Raw genomic sequence first — 759 nt, forward strand, 5'->3', positions numbered from 1 at the left:
CCGCTGCCCTCCGCTATGGCTCCGGGCGTTAGGCGTTCGAAAAGCCAAATCGTTGGCTTTTCGCCAGCCTGCGGCTGGACACGCCTCACCCCTGCGACGGCCTGAACCTTGCCACCAGCGTGTGGCTCTCGGCCGGGTAGGTAAAGCGCACATGGGTGACCGGGTGATCGGCGCTCCATGTCCGTCGCTCGACCACGAGGCACGGCGCGCCGGCTTCGATATCGAGCGCGGCCGCGATATGCCTGTCGGCGGCGACAGCGCGAATCCGGTGCTCGGCTTCGCTCCACGGCACGCGGCCAATCAGCCATGGTCCTGGTGCTATGGCCACGAATTCCTCGTCTGCTGCCTCGGGCACGGCGGTGAGATTGATCAGCCGCTGTTCATGCGCGAACGGACGCTCGCCGGCGAAATGCCCGCACTCCAGCGCCAGCACTGGCCCGGCCGCGCCCAGCTCCAGCAGGGCGCGATCCTCGGCGCTGCTGCGCCTTTTGTGTCGCGCGACGCGCTCGTAGCGGTAGGGTAGGCCGAGCGCTTCGACCTCGATGCGGATATCGTGGATTTCCAGCACCGCCGCTTGCGACTGCGGCCGGCGCACAAAACTGCCTGAGCGGCGGCGCCGCTCGATCAGCCCAGCCTTGGCAAGCTGCGACAGCGCCTTGTTCACCGTCATGCGCGAGCAATTGTATTGCGTGCTCAACTCGTGCTCGAACGGAATGCGGTGACCAGGCGCCCAGGCACCGGACATGATGCGTTCACTGA

The 759-nt window shown here is 66.7% G+C and carries 1 protein-coding gene; it reads right to left on the minus strand.

Annotated features, from left to right (window positions below; genetic code table 11):
- Positions 1-85 precede the first annotated feature (85 nt).
- On the minus strand, positions 86-759 hold a 674-nt coding region (gene hutC, locus EN935_RS38675; protein WP_127374383.1), incomplete at its 5' end, for a histidine utilization repressor.

Source organism: Mesorhizobium sp. M7D.F.Ca.US.004.03.1.1 (assembly GCF_003998635.1).
GTDB lineage: Bacteria > Pseudomonadota > Alphaproteobacteria > Rhizobiales > Rhizobiaceae > Mesorhizobium > Mesorhizobium loti.